Annotated in this window: 14 protein-coding genes; 12 read left to right on the forward strand and 2 right to left on the reverse strand. The window is 62.2% G+C overall.

Annotated features, from left to right (window positions below; all coding sequences use genetic code 11):
- The first annotated feature begins 102 nt into the window (after positions 1–102).
- Positions 103–1146 (forward strand): hypothetical protein, encoded by a 1044-nt coding sequence (locus J4E58_RS29405; protein ID WP_256583231.1) that lies wholly within the window; start codon positions 103–105, stop codon positions 1144–1146.
- A 63-nt stretch (positions 1147–1209) separates the two neighbouring features.
- Here the strand turns inward: J4E58_RS29405 and J4E58_RS29410 are convergent, their stop codons facing one another.
- Together J4E58_RS29410 and J4E58_RS29415 are read right to left on the reverse strand one after the other, a co-directional pair.
- On the reverse strand, positions 1210–1989 hold the full coding sequence (locus J4E58_RS29410) for an ABC transporter substrate-binding protein (RefSeq protein ID WP_102673059.1): 780 nt from the start codon (positions 1987–1989) through the stop codon (positions 1210–1212).
- Positions 1990–2176: 187 nt separating this feature from the next.
- A complete protein-coding gene (locus tag J4E58_RS29415; protein WP_087091173.1) occupies positions 2177–3478 on the reverse strand; it encodes a HAMP domain-containing sensor histidine kinase in 1302 nt (433 codons plus the stop codon).
- A gap of 421 nt (positions 3479–3899) precedes the next feature.
- On the opposite strand from J4E58_RS29415, the gene J4E58_RS29420 reads away from it, so the two are divergent.
- From J4E58_RS29420 to J4E58_RS29470, 11 genes are all read left to right on the forward strand, one after another.
- The gene (locus J4E58_RS29420) at positions 3900–4532 is read left to right on the forward strand and encodes a histidine phosphatase family protein (protein WP_172962989.1); all 633 of its coding nucleotides are present in this window, start codon (positions 3900–3902) and stop codon (positions 4530–4532) included.
- A 309-nt stretch (positions 4533–4841) separates the two neighbouring features.
- Positions 4842–6494: a lipid IV(A) 4-amino-4-deoxy-L-arabinosyltransferase gene (gene arnT / locus J4E58_RS29425; protein ID WP_087090990.1), complete on the forward strand. Its 1653-nt coding sequence runs from the start codon at positions 4842–4844 to the stop codon at positions 6492–6494.
- Between the two features lie 524 nt (positions 6495–7018).
- Positions 7019–8158 (forward strand): UDP-4-amino-4-deoxy-L-arabinose aminotransferase, encoded by a 1140-nt coding sequence (gene arnB / locus J4E58_RS29430; RefSeq protein WP_087090991.1) that lies wholly within the window; start codon positions 7019–7021, stop codon positions 8156–8158.
- A gap of 4 nt (positions 8159–8162) precedes the next feature.
- Positions 8163–9182: an undecaprenyl-phosphate 4-deoxy-4-formamido-L-arabinose transferase gene (gene arnC / locus J4E58_RS29435; protein WP_007925693.1), complete on the forward strand. Its 1020-nt coding sequence runs from the start codon at positions 8163–8165 to the stop codon at positions 9180–9182.
- Positions 9179–11185, forward strand: coding sequence for a bifunctional UDP-4-amino-4-deoxy-L-arabinose formyltransferase/UDP-glucuronic acid oxidase ArnA (arnA, locus tag J4E58_RS29440; RefSeq protein WP_087090992.1), 2007 nt, complete (start codon positions 9179–9181; stop codon positions 11183–11185). Before arnC ends, arnA begins: the two co-directional genes overlap by 4 nt.
- Positions 11185–12069, forward strand: coding sequence for a 4-deoxy-4-formamido-L-arabinose-phosphoundecaprenol deformylase (gene arnD, locus J4E58_RS29445; protein WP_087091175.1), 885 nt, complete (start codon positions 11185–11187; stop codon positions 12067–12069). Before arnA ends, arnD begins: the two co-directional genes overlap by 1 nt.
- A complete protein-coding gene (arnT, locus tag J4E58_RS29450) occupies positions 12066–13712 on the forward strand; it encodes a lipid IV(A) 4-amino-4-deoxy-L-arabinosyltransferase (protein WP_087090993.1) in 1647 nt (548 codons plus the stop codon). The genes arnD and arnT (J4E58_RS29450) overlap by 4 nt, the downstream gene beginning before the upstream one ends.
- Positions 13709–14053: a 4-amino-4-deoxy-L-arabinose-phosphoundecaprenol flippase subunit ArnE gene (gene arnE / locus J4E58_RS29455; RefSeq protein ID WP_009043831.1), complete on the forward strand. Its 345-nt coding sequence runs from the start codon at positions 13709–13711 to the stop codon at positions 14051–14053. Before arnT (J4E58_RS29450) ends, arnE begins: the two co-directional genes overlap by 4 nt.
- Positions 14050–14463 (forward strand): 4-amino-4-deoxy-L-arabinose-phosphoundecaprenol flippase subunit ArnF, encoded by a 414-nt coding sequence (arnF, locus tag J4E58_RS29460; protein ID WP_053261107.1) that lies wholly within the window; start codon positions 14050–14052, stop codon positions 14461–14463. The genes arnE and arnF overlap by 4 nt, the downstream gene beginning before the upstream one ends.
- Positions 14460–15833 (forward strand): UDP-glucose/GDP-mannose dehydrogenase family protein, encoded by a 1374-nt coding sequence (locus J4E58_RS29465; RefSeq protein ID WP_087090994.1) that lies wholly within the window; start codon positions 14460–14462, stop codon positions 15831–15833. The genes arnF and J4E58_RS29465 overlap by 4 nt, the downstream gene beginning before the upstream one ends.
- Complete coding sequence (locus J4E58_RS29470) at positions 15834–17450, forward strand: glycosyltransferase family 39 protein (RefSeq protein ID WP_087090995.1); 1617 nt, start codon at positions 15834–15836, stop codon at positions 17448–17450.
- Positions 17451–17469 lie beyond the last annotated feature (19 nt).

The following is a 17469-nucleotide window of genomic DNA, read 5'->3' on the forward strand; positions in this document are numbered from 1 at the left end:
CGACATTATTTCCTAGTATCCTAGTGCTCATGTTTTTTACTTGAGTTTACTGGGTGACATATGCTCTTACGCACCATCTTCATTGAAAACAAAGAGCAGCAAATGCTGACAGCGGCTTTGCTCTGCAGTTTTTCTGTTCCAGAAGCAGGTCGAAACTTTCTCGCCTATAGCCTGAACGAAAGCCTTGATGACGATAATCTGCGCGTCTATATCGCCTTGTTATTCAACGAAGGGGGCAATTACTGCCTGGGCGCCCTGGACTCGGACGAGGACGGGCAGCTGGCGATTCGCGTGTTCAGCCAGATCCTGCGCGAGGCAGCCACCGGCGAACACCGTGAAAGCGATATGCCCTACCATCTGCTGGACCTGAACAAACAACAGTTGCCCCCCGCCGCCGCGGCGGACCATCGCCTGTTGAGCACCAAGAAAGAGTGGATCGCCAAGCTGCTGAGCTTTCAGAGTTCGGCTCAATTCGGCCCGGCGGCCGAGCATTTGCCCACAGCCATCGATGACCAGCAACTCGACGCCGCCCTGGCGCAGCTCGACGAACAGGCAAACGACAGCGCCGAGCAAGAACACCACGAATCCACCGCAGCTGCGGGCAGCTGCGCAACGCAAAGCCCCCAGCCAGATGCGCCCGAAGCCGAAATTCGCTACTCCGATGCCGGCCCCCTGCCAATACCGGACGAACAGCAACCCCCGGTCGAACCCCAGGATGAAGCCTGGCCTTTCCCGGGCACCGACCCCGAGCACTTCCTGCAGGATGTCGAGGCGAGCCTGATGGAGTTTTCCAGCATCGCCAATCGGCTCAAGCAACAGAAACTGCAAAGCCAGGCGCAACAGCAGACCCTGGACTCCAGAGAGTCCCAACTGCAGGAGAAAGAGCGCGCGTTCGAACAGAAGGAAGAGCAGTTACAGCAACTGCAACGGCAACTTGATGAAGATCGGCAATCCGACAGCACGGTGCGGGCGCAACAAGAAGCGCGTCAGTGCGAACTGGATAAACGCGAAGAAGCATTGCAGCAAAAAACCAGGGAGCTGGCGGAGCAATTCAAGAAGCTCAACCATGCCAAGGACAACTTCAACAACACCCTTAGAAGCCTCAACGAGGTCATTCGGCTCAACGAGGATGCGCTGTCCGAATAAGCTTTTCTTGCTCGCCGGACAGACTCTAATTACTACCAGGGTCGGTAAACCTGAAGCGGCTAATTATAAATTGCCAGACTCTGCCAAAGGGGCGCTATTCAGATAGCGGTCTTTGACTTTCTCGATATAACCATCACGGCGCATGGCCTCTATGGCCTTCGCAACATGGGTCACGACCTCGGCGTCGCACACTTTGGAACAGGCGAGGTAAAGCTCATGACTCACCATGGGGGGGCTCATCAACAGCGGCCGGCTGGAGACGTGCTTCCAGATATACCGACTTTCCTGAACCCCGTTGAACCAGGCATCCACCCTGCCCTTCAACAACAATTGCGCGGGGTTCTCGCCGATCTTGATCGCATAGATCTGCTCCGGGGCGAAGCCTTTGCTGCGCAGGATTTCTTCCTGGGCACTGCCCAGCCCCACGGCGATGGCCTTGAAACGCTGCCGGGCCTCTTCGAAGCTCGTCACTTTATGCTCGAGGCTGAAAAACGCCCGATCCATCGGCATGATCGGGGCAATCCAGGTGTAGCGATCTTCCCGATCGGGTGTGCGGCTGAGCGGCGCGATCAGGACGTTGTCCTTTTCGAGGGCGTATTTCTGCGCCCGCGCCCACGGCAGGGTTCTGGGTTCGCTGGCATATCCACTGTTGTTCAGCGCCCGCAGAACAATGTCGCCGACGATGCCGTGACGATCGCCCTGATTGACCATGGTCAGGGGCGGCGCGTCCGGGATCAGAAACTCGAGGGCTTCGTGCGCCTTAAGGACCGGTGCGATCGAGAGAAGCAATGTCAGCAACAGAGTGAAGAACGATGTGCTTTTGGCTGGTGTTGCTCTAATCACACAGCAAGCCTCTTGGGGTTCTATATCGTTATTGGGTTGGTGGCGAGACAGTGCAGGTTCGCCATGGCTGTCGACGACGATAAGCCTGGCTGGGAAACCAGTTCTTGCTGGCAGTGCTTCGTCGTCAAAACCAGCAAGGCGCAGTATACGATGGCTGTCACGCCCACGAAGGCGTCGCCGGTGGAAATCAACCAGGGGATTGCCGATCCGGTCCACCTGGGTTCGCCAAATCGACACTGAACCGGCAGCCATTGGGCTCGCGGCTACCGAGGTTCACCCGCCAGCCCTGATGGCTGCATATGCGCTGCACCAGGGACAAGCCCAGGCCCAGGCCCTCTCCCCGTTGCTCGTCGCCACGCACGAAAGGCTGGAACATTGCGTTGCGCTTTTCCTCGGGAATACCGATACCGCTGTCTTCGACCACAAAACCGCTCTCGAGCACACTCAGGCGGATGAAACCCTGATCGGTGTAGTGCCAGGCATTGCGCAGCAGATTGCCCATGATCGATTGCAGGAAGGTCAGGTTGTAGCGGGTGTCCGACTCATGTTCGACGCTGTAGATAAACGCCAGCCCCTTGTCGCGAATCAGTTTGCCCCAGATCTCCGCCAGCGCATCCGCCACGTCCTTGAGGCAGGCGCTGGTCCCCAGATGCGAGGTGCGGTTTTCGGTATGGGCGAGCATCAGAAAGGTATCGACCAATTGGCACATCTCATCGCTCGCCCGGGCAATACGCCTGACCTGCGCCTGTGAGCGGGCGTCGAGCGATGGATTTTCGAGCAGCAGTTCACAGGAACTGGCCAGCACCATTAAGGGCGTGCGCAGCTCATGGCTGACATCGCTGGTGAACATTTTCTCCCGGCCCAGCGCCGCCCGCAGCCGGCCCAGGGCCTGGTCGAACGAGGTCGCCAGTTCGCCCACCTCATCGTTCGCATAGTCCGGAGCCAGCGGCGGTGCCAGCGCCAGCAACTGATCACGATGGTGCACCTGGCGGGCCAGGCGTATGACCGGTGCCATGACCCGTTTGGCCAGCAGCCAGCCCAGGAGGATGGCCAGCAGGATGCTCAGGACGAAGCCCACCGCCACCACCGAAAACAACAGCCGCTCGCGTTTTTTCAGGCTGACCTGGTCGCGCAGCAGTACATATTTGCGGCCATCGACCACGCGGGTCATCGCGTAGTAAGGCTGCCCCTCGAACAACACCTCCTGGAAGCCTTCCGGCAAGGTGTCGAGCGGCGGTGCCAGGATCAGGTCGACGCGACCGTCCTGGGCGAAGAACAGTTCGTTCTTTTCCGGCCGATGACTCCATTGCTCGGGACTGTCCAGCAACAGCAGGCGGTGCAGGTTGCCACCCAGGCTCATGGTGGTCAGCTTGCGTTCCACCACATGCACCGTGGCGACGATGCCGATGGCAAATAAGCCTGCGACCAGCGCGGTCATCAAGGCGAAAACAATCACGATCCGCGTGTTCAGGCTTTGCTTGAGATCCATGGCTACCCACATTGGAGTACATATTCGTTACTTCGACAGCGGTATTTTTCCCCTGCCCGGCTCCTCGCCGGTGCTGGAAAAAGATAGACCAGACCATGATCCAAGACCCGTGAATCGGCAATCGAGTACAGCAGAGTCCACGAAACCCGCAATCGTGACAGCCAACTAGATACAACTAAGAACGTCCTGAAAAAATAGCAAGCCAGCTAACTAAAACCCCGCAAACAACAATGACTCTCTAAAGAAATACTTGTTGAAATTTTCACACCCATTTCACCTGCCCCGCCCTAAATTTCCAGCAACCTTGGAACTGCATGGCTTTCCTTGAGTTGCTCTTGCTTATCGCGCCATTGCGGCTGCGACGAACTTTATCGACTGTAATTTCCACTTCAGTGGTGAACCCGTGGTGTTGCGCATCGGAATGAAACGGCTGGCTGCCAGAGGCTGGCCTCGACTGTTGCTGCTGGCCATGACAGGCGCACTGGTGGCGGGGTTCGCGTTGTGGCCAAGGTCGCCACTGAACCTGGTGTCCGCCGCCGATCTGCAAACCTCTGGGCTCCTCGAGCAATGGCAGGCCGGCAATGTGGTGGTGCTGGTGCGTCATGTCGAGCGTTGCGACCGCTCGCCTCATCCCTGCCTGGGGCCTGCCGATGGCATCACCCGCGTCGGCAGCGAGGCGGCGGTGCACCTGGGGGCGGCCTTCAGGACCCTGGGCATGAGCCATACCGACGTGCTGAGCAGCCCCATCACCCGCACCGCGCAGACCGCGGCCTATATGTTCGAACAACCGATGGTCACCCAGGAGTGGCTGGCCAGTTGCGGCAAGTCCCTGCGCAATGAGGTGGTCGCCCACAAGCTGGCCCACCATAACCTGCTGCTGGTGACCCACAGCGGTTGCATCAGCGACTTTGAAAGCCAGACCGGTTTCAAGCATGCGTTGGCCAGCGAATACGGCAGCGCGCTGTTCGTATCCGTGAGTGAAATGGGACAAGTGAAAGTGCTGGGCGTGGTCAATGAACAGAACTGGCCGTCCCTTCTGAGCGGGAGGCTGTAGGAGTTTTCTTACATGCATTTAAGTTTGCCAAGTTCAAAAAAACCAACTAAGGCACGCCTTGAATCAATAAGTTACTTGTTTTTCAGTGGATAACTGGACGCCAGCGTTTTTCAAGCTTGAATAGGCATCAGCCCGGCGTCGATTAATGCTGAACGTCTTGCCGGGCACATTTAACGACCAACAGAAACTTAACCCTGCTGTCAGGAGCCGAGGGATGTTACGCGCCCATTTCCGCTGTCTATTCGGCCAGTCAATCGACTGCCAGCCGCCCGTCCGTCATGAACAACCTCACCGGGGGAGTGCTCGTCCATGACCCGACGCTCGACGCTGCTGTTGATGTTGCTGGCGTTCGCTTTGTTTTACCTGTTGTCCCTCACCTTCCACGGCCTGTGGATCCCCGATGAAACCCGCTATGCGCAGATCAGCCAGGAAATGCTGCTCAGCGGCAACTGGATGTCTCCACACTTCATGGGCATTCGTTATTTCGAGAAACCGATTGCCGGTTACTGGATGATCGCCATCGGCCAGGCCATCTTCGGCGACAATCTGTTCGGGGTGCGGATTGCCTCGGTGTTCAGTACCGGCTTGAGTGTGGTACTGGCGTATCTGATCGCCCGACGTTTGTGGAAGGATCCGCGCAAGTCCTTTGCCGCGGCCCTGCTTTATATGAGCCTCGGCCTGATCGCCGGGCAGGCGGGCTACGCCAACCTCGATCCGCAATTCACCCTGTGGGTCAACCTCAGCCTGGTGGCGCTGTGGTTTGCCATCGACGGCCCCACCCCACGTCAGCGCATCCTGGCCTGGGCGATGCTGGGCGTGGCCTGCGGTATCGGCTTCATGACCAAGGGCTTTCTCGCCTGGCTACTGCCGGCCTTGATCGCCCTGCCCTACATGACCTGGCAACGACGCCTGGGCGAACTGTTGCGCTACGGCCCGCTGGCGGTGCTGGTGGCCGTGCTGGTCAGCCTGCCCTGGGTATGGATGATCCATGGGCAGGAACCGGACTTCTGGCGTTTCTTTTTCTGGCACGAGCACATTCGCCGGTTCGCCGCCGAGGATGCCCAGCACACCCGCCCCTGGTGGTTCTACCTGCCGATGCTGGTGGTCTCCAGCCTGCCATGGGCAGCCTTGCTGCCGTCCACCCTGGGCCAGGCCTGGAAACAGAAGCGTGATCCCGGTATCGGCTTCCTGCTGTTCTGGGTGGTGCTGCCGCTGGCGTTTTTCAGCCTGTGCCGGGGCAAGCTGCCCACCTACATCATGCCGTGCCTGCTACCCCTGGCCCTGTTGATGGGGCACACCCTGGTCGAACGGTTGAACCAGGCGCGCGGGCGCGTCATACGCATCAACGGTCTGCTCAATGTCGGCCTCGCCCTGGCCGCGCTGGCGGCGCTGATCTACCTGCAGATCACCCGGCCGGTATACGGGCATATGGAGATGTTCAGCCTGTCCCTCGGCTACCTGGTGCTGATGGGCTGGATCATCACCAACGCCCTGCAGGCCCTGCGGCCGCTGACGCTGTGGGCCGCGCCCGCATTGGGTATCGGCCTGCTGGTGGCCCTGCTCCCCGCGGCGATGCCGGCCCATATCGTCGCCAGCAAGATGCCGGACCAGTTCATTGCCGAGCACCAGCAGGAGCTGAGCCAGACCAGCCGTTTGCTGAGCAACGACCTAGGCGCCGCTTCGGCACTGGCCTGGCGCCTGCAACGCCCGCAGGTGGACCTGTACAACACCGTCGGCGAACTGAAGTACGGCATCGCCTATCCCGACTCAGCGCCCCGCGCGGTGGGCATCGACCAAGTCCAGCAATGGATGGCCGAGGCCCGCAAGCAAGGCTCGGTGGGCGTGGTGATGCGGGTCAACAACGCCGACGAGGTGCGTGAGGTCGAGTTGCTGCCCCTGAGCGGCAAGCGTTACGAGCGCGGCAACATGACCATCCTGATCTTTCCCCGAATCGAATCTTGAGCCTCTTCGACTCACAGTGCAGCCGCCGACACTCTCGCCGGCTGCATTCCAGATGCATGACTCCAAAGGACAAAAAAACAGCGCCATCGGGGTCTTCAAGAAGACTGCGGAAGGTTCTAAAAAGTCGTCTTCACAACCGCCTGGAGCGCTCTTCAGGCGAAAAAACTGAACCCTGGCTGTCTGCTTCGAAGATAAACGGAGTCTTGCCCTATTTTTCATATTCGTTTCACATTTTTCCGCTTAATCTCGGGCCCTCGAAACCTGGATCCACCACGACGAAGATCCTGAGCGCGGGCTGAGATTGATCTTATTTCACCGATAACACCTTGATCCGTATTTACTTTTTCTCAACATAGTCTTTACTCAAGCACGGCAAGGAACGCCCCAGCGGCTCAACCATGGATAAGCGCCAATGACTGCATGCACTTCGTTACACGACATCAATAAAAACAAGAACCATCCGCACGTCTCACACATCGCTTGAACCCTTCGTTCTCTGACGTTTTTCTTCACCCGAGGTCTCAATGAACCAGGCTTTCCTTCCTTTCTCGCGTCCGAGTATTGGCGATGAAGAGATCGCTGCGGTCGAGCAGGTTTTACGCTCTGGCTGGATCACCACCGGACCGAAAAACCAGGAGCTCGAGCAGCAATTCGCCGCGCGGGTCGGCTGCAAGCACGCGGTGGCGCTGTCATCGGCCACCGGCGGCATGCACATTACCCTGCTAGCGCTGGGCATCGGCCCTGGCGATGAGGTGATCACCCCCTCGCAGACCTGGGTTTCCACGGCCAACATGATCTGCCTGCTGGGGGCGACGCCGGTCTTCGTCGATGTCGATCCGCACACCCTGATGACCGATGCCGCCACGATTGAAGCAGCGATCACACCACGGACCAAAGCGATCATCCCGGTGCATTACGCCGGTGCCGCCTTCGACCTCGACCCGCTGTACGCCCTGGCCGACAAACACGGCATCGCAGTGATCGAAGACGCCGCCCACGCCGCCGGCACCACCTATCGCGGTCGGCCCGTCGGCGCCCGGGGCACGGCGATCTTTTCCTTCCATGCGATCAAGAACATGACCTGCGCCGAAGGCGCGATGTTCGTCAGCGACGACGAGGCCCTGGCCAACCGGGTGCGCATGCTCAAGTTCCATGGCCTGGGCGTCGATGCCTATGACCGCCTGACCCACGGGCGCAAGCCCCAGGCCGAGGTGATCGAGCCCGGCTTCAAATACAACCTGGCGGATATCAATGCCGCCATCGCCCTGGTGCAGTTGCAACGCCTGGACGCGATCAATCGTCAGCGCGAGGTCCTGGCCAAGGCCTACCTGGAGCAACTGCGCGACCTGCCGGTGCAACCGCTGCACCTGCCGCAGTATCCGCAGCAACATGCCTGGCACCTGTTCATCCTGCGCATCGACGCCGAGCGTTGCGGCATCGATCGCGACGGTTTCATGAAGGCCTTGCAGGAGCAAAATATCGGCAGCGGCATCCACTTCGTCGCCACTCACCTGCACAGCTATTACCGCCAGCGCTTCCCGGATGTGCATTTGCCCAACACCGAATGGAACTCGGCACGCCTGTGCTCGATTCCGCTGTTCCCCGACATGACCCTCGACGATGTCGAGCGGGTCGTCGGCGCCATCAAAACCTGTCTGGACTGAAACCTTGAAACCTTATCCAATCCAGTTCGTGTCGATCGTCATTCCGGTCTACAACGAAGAAGAAAGCCTGCCCGAACTGCTGCGGCGCACTGAAGCGGCCTGCCGCCAGCTCAAGCACGATTTCGAGATCGTCCTGGTGGACGATGGCAGCCGCGACGAATCGGCACAGATCCTCGAGGAAGCGGCCGGCCGCGAAGGCAGCCCGGTGGTGGCGGTGATCCTCAACCGCAACTACGGCCAGCACGCGGCGATCATGGCCGGTTTCGAGCAGTGCCGTGGCGACGTGGTCATCACCCTGGACGCCGACCTGCAGAACCCGCCGGAAGAAATCCCGCGCCTGGTGGCCCAGGCCGAGCTGGGCTACGACGTGGTCGGCACGGTGCGCAACAACCGCCAGGACTCCGCCTGGCGCCGCTGGCCGTCGAAGCTGATCAACCTCGCCGTGCAACGCTCCACTGGCGTGGCCATGAACGACTATGGCTGCATGCTGCGCGCCTACCGCCGCAGCGTGGTCGACGCCATGCTCGCCTGCCGCGAACGCAGCACCTTCATCCCGATCCTGGCCAACAGCTTCGCCCGCCACACCACCGAAGTGCTGGTGAACCACGCCGAGCGTGAACACGGCGACTCCAAGTACAGCCCGATGCGCCTGATCAACCTGATGTTCGACCTGATCACCTGCATGACCACCACGCCGCTGCGCCTGTTGAGCATCATCGGTTTCAGCATGGCCGGCCTCGGCGTGCTGTTCGCCCTGATGCTGATCTTCCTGCGCCTGGTGTTCGGTTCCGAATGGGCCGGCGACGGTATGTTCGTGCTGTTCGCCATCCTGTTCGTGTTCACCGGTGGCCAGTTCATCGGCATGGGCCTGTTGGGCGAATACCTGGGCCGCATGTACAGCGATGTACGCGCCCGCCCACGCTTCTTCATTGAAAAAGTTCTGCGCAGCCAGCCTGCCGCTCCTGCTCCCGCTGTCACCGTCGACGGTCTAACTTCCACTCTCTCCGATCAGGTCTCGCCATGAGTCATAAAGCTGTTGTCTTCGCCTACCACGATATCGGCTGCGCGGGCATCGAAGCCCTGCTCAACGCGGGTTATGAAATCGGCGCGGTCTTCACCCATGCCGACGATCCGAAGGAAAACACCTTCTACGGCTCCGTGGCCCAGTTGTGCTCGCTCAAGGGCATCCCGGTGCATGCCCCGGACGACGCCAACCACCCGCTGTGGGTCGAGCGCATCGCCAAACTCAACCCTGACTACATCTTCTCCTTCTACTATCGCAACCTGCTGAGCGAAGCGCTGCTGGCCACCGCCAGCAAGGGCGCCTTCAACCTGCACGGTTCGCTGCTGCCAAGCTACCGTGGCCGCGCGCCGGCCAACTGGGTGCTGGTCAACGGCGAAAGCGAAACCGGCGTGACCCTGCACCGCATGGTCAAGCGTCCAGATGCCGGGGCGATCGTTGCCCAGCAGCGGGTGGCCATCGAGCGCAGCGATACTGCGTTGAGCCTGCACGGCAAGCTGCGCGATGCCGCCGCCAGCCTGCTGCGCGACACCCTGCCCGCCCTGGCGCAAGGCAAGGTCAGCGAAACCGCCCAGGACGAATCCAAGGCCAGCTACTTCGGTCGCCGTACTGCGGCTGATGGCAAGCTGCTGTGGAGCCAGCCGGCCGAGCAACTGTTCAACCTGGTGCGGGCCGTGACCAAGCCTTACCCGGGCGCGTTCTGCGCCGTGGGCGAGCACAAGCTGATCGTCTGGAGCGCCGAGGTCATCAAGGGCAACGAAGGCCAGGCCCCGGGGCGGGTGATCAGCGTCGACCCGCTGCGCATCGCCTGCGGCCAGGACTCGCTGCTGATCAACGCCGGCCAGCGCAACGACAACGGCCTGTACCTCAGCGGCCCGCAACTGGCCAACGAGCTGGGCCTGGTGGATGGCTCGCTGCTGCGCGGTGCCGAATCCGGTCGTGCCCCGCGGCGCACCCGGGTGCTGATCCTCGGCGTCAACGGTTTCATCGGCAATCACCTGTCCGAGCGCCTGCTGCGTGACGACAAGTACGAGGTCTACGGCCTGGATATCGGCTGCGACGCCATCGAGCGCCTGCGCAACCATCCGCATTTCCACTTCGTCGAAGGCGACATCAGCATTCACTCCGAGTGGATCGAGTACCACATCAAGAAGTGCGACGTGGTCCTGCCGCTGGTGGCCATCGCCACCCCGATCGAATACACCCGCAACCCGCTGCGTGTGTTCGAGCTGGACTTCGAAGAGAACCTCAAGCTGGTCCGCTACTGTGTCAAATACAACAAGCGCGTGATCTTCCCGTCGACCTCCGAGGTCTACGGCATGTGCCAGGACCGGAACTTCGATGAAGACAGCTCCAACCTGATCGTCGGCCCGATCAACAAGCAACGCTGGATCTACTCGGTGTCCAAGCAACTGCTGGACCGGGTGATCTGGGCCTACGGCAGCAAAGGCCTGAACTTCACCCTGTTCCGTCCGTTCAACTGGATGGGGCCGCGCCTGGATCGCCTGGATTCGGCGCGCATCGGCAGCTCCCGGGCCATCACCCAACTGATCCTCAACCTGGTGGAAGGCACGCCGATCCGCCTGTTCGACGGCGGCGAGCAGAAGCGCTGCTTCACCGACATCGCCGACGGCATCGAGGCCCTGGCGCGCATCGTCGACAACGAGAATGACGCCTGCAACGGCCAGATCATCAACATCGGCAACCCGGACAACGAAGCCAGCATCCGCCAGCTGGGCGAAGAGCTGTTGCGTCAGTTCGAGGCCCATCCGCTGCGTGGCAACTTCCCGCCGTTCGCTGGCTTCCGCGAGGTCGAGAGCAAGTCCTTCTACGGTGCCGGCTACCAGGACGTGGAACACCGCAAGCCGAGCATCGCCAACGCCAAGCGCCTGCTGAACTGGGAGCCGACCGTCGAGATGAAGGAAACCATCGGCAACACGCTGGACTTCTTCCTGCGCGAAGCCATGCTCGAAATCGCGGAGCATTCTAAAGAAGAAGCATGTTGATGCAGGCAGGTCTGCGAATCGATGTCGACACCTATCGCGGCACCCGTGAGGGGGTGCCGCGGTTGCTGGAACTGCTCGACGAGGCCGGGATCAAGGCCACCTTCTTCTTCAGCGTCGGCCCGGACAACATGGGGCGCCACCTGTGGCGCCTGATCCGCCCGCAATTTTTGTGGAAGATGCTGCGCTCCAACGCCGCCGGTCTGTATGGCTGGGACATCCTGCTGGCCGGCACCGCCTGGCCGGGCAAGCCGATCGGTCGTGACCTCGGGCACCTGATGCGCCAGGCCCGGGACGCCAGCCATGAAGTCGGCCTGCACGCCTGGGATCACCACGGCTGGCAGGCCAATGCCGGGCGCTGGAACCAGGCACAGCTGATCGAGCAGATCCGCCAGGGCGTCGACACCCTCAATGACATTCTCGGCCAGCGCGTCGACTGCTCGGCCGCCGCCGGCTGGCGCGCCGACGAGCGTGTGATCGAGGCCAAGCAGGGCTTCGGCTTTCGCTACAACAGCGATTGCCGCGGCACGTCGATCTTCCAGCCCCGGCTGGCGGATGGCGGCGTGGGCGCCCCGCAGATTCCGGTCGACCTGCCGACCTTCGACGAAGTGGTCGGGCCCGCTGTCGCGGCCCACGACTTCAACACATTCATCCTGGACCGGTTCAGCCCTGACAGGCTCAACGTCTACACCATTCACGCCGAGGTCGAAGGGATTCTGATGGCCAACGATTTTCGTCAACTGCTGGCGCAAGCCCGCCAGCGCGACATTCATTTCACTACCCTGGGCAACCTGTTGCCCGCCTCCTTGCAGAGCCTGCCCCAGGGGCAGGTCATTCGTGGCGCCCTCGAGGGTCGCGAAGGCTGGCTGGGGGTGCAAGGCGCATGACCAGACGCTGGGCCCTGCCTCTTTTACTGCTTGCCTTCGGCCTGTTCTACCTGCTGCCGATGGCCACCCACGGTTTGTGGATTCCCGATGAAACCCGCTATGCGCAGATCAGCCAGGAAATGCTCCTGACCGGCCACTGGGCATCGCCGCATTTCATGGGCATCCGTTATTTCGAGAAGCCGGCCGCCGGCTACTGGATGATCGCCCTCAGCCAGGCGCTGTTCGGCCAGAACCTGTTCGGCGTGCGGGTCGCTTCGGCCCTGAGCATGGGCCTGAGCGTACTGCTGGCCTATTTGATGGCCAGGCGGCTGTGGAACGACCCGCGCAAGAGCCTGGTCTGCGCCCTGCTGTATATGAGTTTCTGCGTGGTGGTCGGCGCCGGCGGTTATGCCAACCTCGACCCGCAGTTCACCTTCTGGGTCAACCTGAGCCTGGTGGCCCTGTGGTTCGCCCTGGACAACAGCACCCCACGCAACCGCCTGCTGGCCTGGGCCGGCCTGGGTTTCGCCTGCGGCATGGGCTTCATGACCAAGGGTTTCCTCGCCTGGCTGCTGCCGGTGCTGATCGCCCTGCCCTACATGTTCTGGCAAAAACGCCTGCGCGAACTGTTCACCTACGGCGGCGTCGCGGTGCTGGTGGCGATTGTCGTGAGCCTGCCGTGGGCCCTGGCGGTACATGCCCAGGAAGCGGATTACTGGCGGTTCTTCTTCTGGCATGAACACATCCGCCGTTTTGCCGGTGACGATGCCCAGCACGCCTCGCCATGGTGGTACTACCTGCCGTTGCTGGTGGCGTTCAGCATGCCCTGGGTCCTGGTGCTGCCCGGTGCCTTGAAGCAGGCCTGGCAGACCCGGCGCCAGGCGAGCATCGGTTTCCTGCTGCTGTGGCTGATCCTGCCGCTGGCGTTCTTCAGCCTGAGCAAGGGCAAGTTGCCGGCCTATATCCTGCCGTGCCTGCTGCCCCTGGCGCTGTTGATGGGCAATAGCCTGAGCGACCGGCTGCACGCCGGGCAAACCCGGATCATCCGCCTCAACGCTGTGCTCAACCTGGTGCTGGGCCTGTTGCTGCTGTTGGCGCTGGTGTATTTCCAACTGAAGAAGCCGCTGTACAGCAACGAGCCCGGGCATCTGGTACTGGTATTCCTGGCCCTGCTTGGCTGGAACATGAGCAACCTGCTGCCAGCCTTCCGTCCGTTGCAACTGTGGGCCGCGCCGGCGCTCGGCAGCTGGCTGTTCATCGCCCTGCTGCCGGCCGGCCTGCCGAACTCGGTGGTCTACAACAAGATGCCGGATCAATTCATCATCGATCACGCCGAGGAGCTCGCGAAGAGCCACACCCTGGTGAGCAACGACCTGGGCGCGGCCTCGGCCCTGGCCTGGCGCCTCAAGCGCCCGGATATCGCCTTGTACAACACGACAGGCGAAGTGAAATATGGCCTGGCCTATCCTGACACCCAGCATCGCTATATCGACCTGCGCAAGGTCGGCGAATGGATGCCCGAGGCCCGCAAGCAAGGCCAGGTGGGCGTGGTGATGCGGGTCAATGGCGACGAGCACTACGAAATCGATCTGTTGCCGCAGGATTTCAAACGTTATGACCAGGGCAATCTCGTGATCCTGATCTTCCCTCAGAGCCAGCCATGAGCCTGTTGCTGCTGCTCGCCGCCTGCCTGCTGACCTGCCTGGGCCAGATCGCGCAGAAGTTTGCCGTGGAAAGCTGGCGTGGCCAGCCCTCCGGCGCGCTCGCCAAACTGCGCTCGCCCTGGCTGTGGCTGGCCCTGGCCAGCCTCGGCCTGGGCTTGCTGGTGTGGTTGCTGGTGCTGCAGCGGGTCGAGGTTGGCATCGCCTACCCGATGCTCAGCCTGAACTTCGTGCTGATCACCCTGATCGCCCGCTTCGTCTTCCATGAAGCCATCGACCGCCGCCACTGGCTGGGCGTGGCGCTGGTACTGGCTGGCGTGCTGCTGTTGAGTCGCCACGCATGAACCGGGCTCTGGGTTTCACCTTCGCCATGGGCAGCGTGCTGCTGGTCAGCGCCGCGCAACTGGGCATGCGCTGGAGCATGACCCGCCTGCCGGTACCCGCGGACTGGCTGGCGGCGCTGTCCGGCGGCCAGGTCGACCTGCTGGCGCTGGGCGTGGTGCTGGCGGCGATCCTCGCCTATGTCCTGTCGATGCTCTGCTGGCTGCTGGCCCTGCGCGACCTGCCGTTGGGCCGGGCCTATTCCCTGCTCAGCGTCAGCTACGCCCTGGTCTACCTGCTGGCCGCCAGCCTGCCACTGTTCAACGAACCGTTCAGTCTCTCGAAAACCCTGGGGGTGGCGCTGGTCATCCTCGGCGTCATTACCATCAACTCACGACCTGCTCCCGCGACAAGTCCCAGGAATACCCCATGAAAATCAGCGTATTTGGAAGTGGTTACGTCGGCCTCGTGCAGGCCGCCGTGCTGGCCGAAGTCGGCCACGATGTCATCTGCATGGACATTGACGAACACAAGGTCCAGCAGCTGCAACAGGGGCACGTCAGTATCTTCGAGCCCGGGCTGTCGAGCCTGGTGCGCGACAACCTGGAAGGCAAACGCCTGAGTTTCACCAGCGACGAAAAGCTCGCGGTGCAACATGGCCAGGTGCTGTTTATCGCGGTCGGCACGCCGTCCAGCGAGGACGGCTCGGCCGACCTGCGCTACGTGCTGTCGGTGGGCGACGCCGTGGCCCGGCATCGTGAACAGCCGGTGATCCTGGTGGAGAAATCCACGGTGCCGGTAGGCACTGGCGACACCTTGAAGGCGCACATCGAAAAGGCCCTGGACGGGCGCGCCCTGCAGTTCGATATCGTCTCCAACCCGGAATTCCTCAAGGAAGGCTCGGCGGTGTCCGACTGCCGCCGCCCGGACCGGATCATCGTCGGTTGCGAGCGCGAAGAAGTCCGCGACGTGATGCGCGACCTGTACGCACCGTTCAACCGCAACCATGACCGCATCATGTTCATGGACCTGCGCAGCGCCGAGCTGACCAAGTACGCCGCCAACTGCATGCTGGCGACCAAGATCAGCTTCATCAACCAGATCGCCGAGCTGGCCGAACACCTGGGGGCCGACATCGAGTCGGTGCGCCTGGGGATCGGCGCCGACTCGCGCATCGGCTATCACTTCATCTACCCGGGCTGCGGTTATGGCGGCTCGTGTTTCCCCAAGGACATGCGCGCGCTGATCCACAGCGCCGAGCAGGCCCATTGCTCCAGCGACCTTTTGCAAGCGGTGGAAGCCATCAACGAACGGCAGAAACACAAGCTGTTCGAGCGCATCAACGCCTTCTACAAGGGTGACCTGAAAGGCAAGACCTTCGCCCTCTGGGGCCTGGCCTTCAAGCCCAACACCGACGACATGCGCGATGCCCCCAGCCGGGTGCTGCTGGAATCGCTGTGGGCCGCCGGCGCCAATGTGCGCGCCTTCGACCCGGAAGCCATGCAGGAAACCCAGCGCCTGTACCCCGACGAACCGAAGCTGATGCTGATGGGCACCCCGGAATCGGTGCTCAACGACGCCGACGCGCTGATCATCTGCACCGAGTGGCAGCAGTTCAAGGCACCGGATTTCCAGCTGCTGCAACAGCGCCTCAAGGCCCCGGTTATCTTCGACGGGCGCAACCTGTACGACGCCGAGCGCCTGGCCCGCAGCGGCTTCACCTACTTCCCGATCGGCCGCGGCGAGTCGCGCCAGCTGCCAATTCCTTACCAGCAATGGGCCGGCACACCGGTTGAAGCCTGAATGATCCCGCGCGCCGTCCCCGCCCAGACACTGCACAGGCAAGCGTTGGGGCTGGGGCTGCTGGCCCTGCTGCTGTTCTGTGCCGGGGTCTACCAGCAGGCGGTGACCGGTTTCGACTCCAGGTTCGTCCTGTTCGCCAAGGAAATGCTGCGCCATGGGCCGGGGTTCTTCCCCACCACCTATGGCCAGCCCTATGCCGACTACAGCAGCGCCTCGACGCTGCTGATCTATCTGTTCTCGCTGCCGTTCGGCCGGGTCGTCAGCCTGAGCGCCTGGCTGCCCACGGCCCTGGCTTCGGCGACCATAGTCAGCCTGATCTATCGACTGCTGGCGCCCTGTTCCCGAACCTGGGCCCTGCTCAGTGTCGCCCTGCTCCTGCTCAGCAATACCTTTATCTGCGAAACCCGCGCCGTGTCCCTGGACCAGATACTCGCCGCCCTGGCGTTGGCGGTGTTCTACCTGGGGTATGCCCACGATCACTTCGCCGCGCCGCGCCGCCTGTGGCTGATCCTCGCATTGCTGGTCGCGGGGTTCGCCATTCGCGGGCCGATCGGCCTGGTGATTCCCTGCGGCATGCTGTGCAGCTATTACCTGCTCGAAGGCCAGTGGCGACGCATGCTGGTCTTCGGTGGCAGCGCCCTGCTGCTGTTGCTGGTATGCGTGGCGCTGTTGCTGTGGCTGGCCCGACTCAGTGGCGGCCCGGCCTTCATGCAGGAGGTGATCCGCATGCAATTCACCGGGCGCCTGGACGGCAGCGAAGGCAGCAGCGGCCCGTTCTATTACTTCAGCAGCTCCCTGGGCAACTATGCCCTGGCCTACCCGCTGGCGATCCTGGCCTGGATCGGCGTGCTGCTGGCGCCGCGTGGCGAGCCGGACCCGGCGCTGAAACTGCTGCGCCTGTGCACCGCCGCGGGGCTGCTGGTGATGATCGGCCTGTCGATCCCCCAGGCCAAGAAAGCCCGTTACCTGCTGCCGATGCTGCCCATGGCGGCGATTGTCGCGGCCTACCCGTTCCAGGCGCGCCAGGGGCGCTTCATGGCCTGGCTGCGGATTGCGATCCAAGGCATATGGCTATTGCTGCCGGGGCTGTTGATCGTCGGGTTGCTGGTGCTGCAACGCAAGTTTCCCGAGCAACTGACGGACCTGACCGCGATGCTCGCGCTCCTCGGCCTGCTGCAAGGGGCCGCGCTGCTGATGCTGGTCCGGCCACGCTGGCGGGCCGTCGGCCTGGCCTATACCGCGGTGCTGGCGGTCTGGGCCACCTATATCGGGGTGTTCGAGCCGGTCGAACGCCAGCTGTACGACACCCGCGACTTCAGCCTCGCGGCGCAACGGTTGATCCAGAGCGACCCGGCACCGCTGGTGTTGCACGCCATGGGCAAGGACGCCAAGGCCATCAAGTTCATGGTCCACCTCGACCAGGACCTGCAGCCGCTGTTCACCGAGCGCCCCGAAGCCCTTGCAGCCATACCAGGCCCGGCCTGGGTGATCATGGATCAAAGCGACCTGGCGACGCTCAAGGCCACGCCGTTGGCGCGACTGACCCCGGTGCTCGGCGGGCGTTTCGACAAGAACGACTACGTCATGCTGCACCTGCCCGCCACCACGCACCCCTGAACGGTTGATCGGTCGCGCC

Source organism: Pseudomonas sp. FW305-25 (assembly GCF_017351415.1).
In the GTDB taxonomy this organism is placed as follows: Bacteria; Pseudomonadota; Gammaproteobacteria; order Pseudomonadales; family Pseudomonadaceae; genus Aquipseudomonas; species Aquipseudomonas chlororaphis.